Here is a 4,222-nt window from a genome sequence, read left to right as displayed (position 1 = left end):
GGTGATGAACTTCGGCACCAACAACCAGCTCGCCAGCGTCACCACCAACGGCAGCACCGCCACCTACGGCTTCGACCCCCGCGGCAACCTCACCGTCAAAGGCGCCCAGAGCTTCGGGTTCGATCTCGGCAACCGGCTGAGCTGGTCCTCACAAGGCGGCAGCTACGCCTACGACGGGCTGGGCCGACGCATCAAGATCGTCAGCAGCGACGGCTCCACGCGCATCCAGGTCTACAGCCAGGCCGGGCAGCTGCTGTGGGCCACGAGCAGCGGCGGCCCCCGGCCCAGCAGCACCACGGGCTACATCTACCTGGGCGGCAAGCAGATCGCCGAGACCAACAGCGCCGCGGGCCTGCAATACGTGCATACCGACGCCCTGGGCAGCCCGGTCGCGCACACCAACGCCTCAGCCGCGCTACTCAACCGCAGCCGCTTCGAGCCCTACGGCTACGTGGCCGCCGGCACCAAGCCCGGCGCCGGCACCAGCGTCGTGGGCTTCACGGGCCATGTGCAGGATGCCGAGACGGATCTCGTGTACATGCAGCAGCGGTACTACGATCCGATTGCGGGGAGGTTCTTGTCGGTTGATCCGCTGGTGACCAACGCAAACTCAGGGAAGAGCTTTGGCCGATATCACTACGCGAACAACAACCCATATCGGTATGTTGATGGTGATGGCCGAGATGCGATCGGATTCCTGGTCAAGTTGCTCGATAACGGCGGGAAGATCTTTCTCAAGAAGGTTGACAAGGCTGAAGCCGTAGCAGCCCGAAGGGCTGGGCAAAACGTACAGGCCGCGACCAAGTCCGACGCCAAGCAAATTGAGATCGCCGCCCGAAATGGAGACAAGGAAGGGATCCTGCAACACAAGGGCCATGAGTTGAAGGACGGCTCAGTCGGTGATCCTCATTTCCAGACCGAAGGGGTGGACGGGCATACGTTCTGGGGAAGTCAGTCGGGTGCTATCTTGCCCGAGCTGCTGGAGGCCTTGCTCGTCCCACTCGTTGCAACTCCTTCGACCCTGGCGCCCGGGACACTGTATGGCCCCGGTACTCCGTACAAGAATCAGGATGAGTACGACAAGGCCATGAAGGAGAGGGAAGAGAAGCGCAAGCAAGATGAAGAGAAGAAGCCCAAACCCCAAGAGCAGAAGTAAAGGCTGGATATGGCTTGGTTCATGATCCGCATGGAGGGCGAAGGACTGCGCTCGGAGATGGCTGGCGAACTGCCGGTACTCTGGGGCTTGATCAAGCGGAAGAAAACGCTCGCCATTGCAGGGTTCTATGCAACACGATATGTGGAAGCGGAGGACGCTGACACTGCGATCAACTTGGTTCGTTCATCTATTAAGGATGACCTTGCTGAAGCGCTGGTGAATGCTCGTGGATCGATGGACGGCCTTGTGCTCAAGGTGGATGGCATCGAGACCGTTGACCCTCGGGATGTAGATGCCAATGCGAAGGGCTTTACCTTCTTCAAGGAGAGCTGACCACAGATGTGGTCAGCCTGCGATGTAAAGCCTCTACATGCAGCAGCGGTACTACGATCCGATTGCGGGGAGGTTTCTCTCGGTGGACCCGGTTGTTACCGACGCCAATACCGGCGCTGGGTTCGGTCTGTATACGTATGTGAACAACAACCCGTATGGATCCATTGATCCGGACGGTAGGTTGCCGACCAACGAAGAGTGCCACAAGATGGCCAATTGTGAGGTGTTGGTCGAATCAGGTCGAGGGTCACATAGTAACAGTAACACATCCAACACGCCGCTCGCCGCGGCGCATGCGGCTGGCATCATCGCGATGCCGGCTGCTATTGCGGGCGTTTCTTCGGAAGCGTCCATTGCTACAGCAGTTGGGGCAGACCTTTGGTTATCTGGTCTGCTAAGGGCTTTAGGCCCTGCGGGGCTTGCGTTGGCGCCTTCAAGCCTCGGGAATGGATCGCTACCAATGGGAGCGCCAGACTTATTCAGGAGCGACAGTAGAGAGCTAGGCGTTAATTTGATGGCCACCGGCGCGACTCGACTGGATGGCGATCACGCGCACCACATCGTTGCAGCTGAGCACCCGCTTGCTGCGCCTGCTCGCAAGGTACTAGCAGCTGTCGGCATGAGTATTAATGACCCTCACAATGGAATGTTTTTACGCGCTGCATTTCATCAAGGCACCTGATTAGCAACCAATCTCCGCAAGCTCACGCCATGAGCCAGTGAGGAGGGAGAGTGCAAGCTCCAAACACGACCAGGAGCACGCGCGTGGCCATGAACCGCATCCAGTTCCAGCCCGGCATGTCGCTGCCCGAGTTCAACCGCAGCTTCGGCACTGAAGCCCAGTGCGAGCAGGCGCTGATGGCGGCGCGTTGGCCGGATGGCTGGCGCTGCCCGCGCTGCGACCATGACGCGCACTACAAGCTGGCGCGCCAGTCGCATGGCCTGTTTCAGTGCCAGGCCTGCCAGCATCAGACGTCGCTGACGGCCGGTACGTTGATGGCCGACACCAAGCTGGCGCTGACCACCTGGTTCCTCGCGATCCATTTGATCGGCCAGGCCAAGAACGGCATGTCCTCGCTGGAACTCAAGCGGCAGCTCGGCGTGAGTTACCCCACGGCCTGGCTGCTGCACCACAAGATCCTGGCGGCCATGGCGCAGCGCGAGGCCGAGCATCGGCTGGACGGCGCCGTTCAACTCGACGATGCCTACCTGGGTGGCGAACGTGCCGGCGGCAAGGCCGGGCGCGGCTCCGAGAACAAGGTGCCCTTCGTCGCGGCGGTGTCGCTGGACGCAGCCGGGCGTCCACGGCATCTGAAGCTCACGCCCGTCACGGGCTTTACCTCGCAGGCCCTGGAGGCCTGGGCCAAGGCGCACCTCCTGCCGGGAACGCGCGTGCTCAGCGACGGGCTGAGCTGCTTCGCGGCGGTGGCTGCTGCAGGCTGCCTGCACGAGGCCGTCGTCGTCGGTCAGCGCCTGCCCCGCGAGTTGCCGCAATTCCACTGGGTCAACACCGTGCTGGGCAATCTCAAGACCGCCCTGGCCGGCACCCACCACGCCTTCGACTTCGCCAAGTACGCCGCCAGCTACCTCGCTGGCTTCGCCTACCGCTTTAACCGGCGCTTCGACCTGCGCGCCCTGAGCGCACGCCTCATCGTCGATGTGGCTCGATGCCAGCCTCGTGCGGAACGCGTCATCCGCGGGTATGCGGAGATTCATTGCTAATCAGGTCAAGGCATGCACACGAACGCCTACTACATCGCGGTGAACGCAGCACTTAGAGGCGCATCAACTTATAAAGATGTTTCCATGCGCCTTTTTGATATTTCCGTGGCGATATATGCTGGAACCTTTCCAAGATAAATTCGATGATGCCAATATATTCATTATGGCCGGCCGTAGGATTTAAATCAATATATTTTGATGACGATGCTCATCTGGAGGCGATGCGTCAGCTAAATGTGCGTAGACTGGCCTCCGGTTGGAGAAATATTCCTGCAAAGGCACTCAGTCTTGATGCTGGACGGAAGAGCGACTTTCCAAGTGTAGCAGTCCTGAATACAGGGGGGCTGGCGGTGGAGGAATCCTTTAGAAGAGCAGTTTTTGAAGGTATTTCAGCTGAGCTAGAATTCTTGCCTATCACAGTTGAAGCGCGACCTTGGTTCATCGTCAACTGCCTTTCCTCTGTTGCGGGAATCGATGAGCCGAACTCAAAGCTGATGCGCTCAATCGATGGGGAAATTTATATGGCCGTAAAATTGACTATAAATGCCAATGCAGAGCTGATTGCGCCCCTTTTTACCTTGACGGGATCCAATAGGGCACAAATATTTTGCACACAAGACTTCAAGAACCGAGTGCTCAAATCCGGAGCGCGCGGCTTGCGATTTGATCAAATTGGTGAGATCGCAATTGGCACTTAGGTGTCAAAAGACCCGCTTGTTTGTATACGGCGCGCTTGAACAAATGGAGGTTGGAGACCTGCTACGCCTGAAGGGCCTGCACGGTGAGCGGTACTCGAGCGAACGTTGCGGGATGTGGTGGTTGTAGGTTTTGCAGTACGCGGTAAGCGAGGCCCCAACTCGGCGCCCGACTTGAATCGGGTTTGCTGCACCAGCAACGGCAGCACCTGGACCTACGGCTACAACGCCCTGCGAAAACTCGCCTCCGAAACCCTGAACTACGGTGGCCAGAACTACGGCATCAGCTGGGGCTACAACGCCCAGGGCGACCTCA

5 protein-coding genes are annotated in these 4,222 nt (G+C 59.1%); all 5 read left to right on the top strand.

Annotation, left to right across the window (positions count from 1 at the left end; translation table 11 throughout):
• A partial coding sequence (locus tag LXT12_RS26610) for an RHS repeat domain-containing protein (protein ID WP_233395546.1) occupies window positions 1-1,156 on the top strand: 1,156 nt, incomplete at its 5' end.
• Between the two features lie 21 nt (window positions 1,157-1,177).
• A complete protein-coding gene (locus LXT12_RS26605; RefSeq protein ID WP_233395544.1) occupies window positions 1,178-1,489 on the top strand; it encodes a hypothetical protein in 312 nt (103 codons plus the stop codon).
• 37 nt (window positions 1,490-1,526) lie between these two features.
• Window positions 1,527-2,171 (top strand): RHS repeat-associated core domain-containing protein, encoded by a 645-nt coding sequence (locus LXT12_RS26600; protein WP_233395543.1) that lies wholly within the window; start codon window positions 1,527-1,529, stop codon window positions 2,169-2,171.
• A gap of 83 nt (window positions 2,172-2,254) precedes the next feature.
• Entirely contained in the window at window positions 2,255-3,211 is a 957-nt protein-coding gene (locus tag LXT12_RS26595; RefSeq protein ID WP_233395542.1) for an IS1595 family transposase, read from the top strand.
• Between the two features lie 143 nt (window positions 3,212-3,354).
• Complete coding sequence (locus LXT12_RS26590) at window positions 3,355-3,909, top strand: imm11 family protein (protein ID WP_233395541.1); 555 nt, start codon at window positions 3,355-3,357, stop codon at window positions 3,907-3,909.
• Window positions 3,910-4,222 lie beyond the last annotated feature (313 nt).

Origin of the sequence: Pelomonas caseinilytica, assembly GCF_021353235.1 — a bacterium.
Taxonomy (GTDB): Bacteria; Pseudomonadota; Gammaproteobacteria; order Burkholderiales; family Burkholderiaceae_C; genus Pelomonas; species Pelomonas caseinilytica.
Note: the sequence above shows the minus strand (reverse complement) of the source record. Positions and strands in the feature narration are given on the sequence as shown.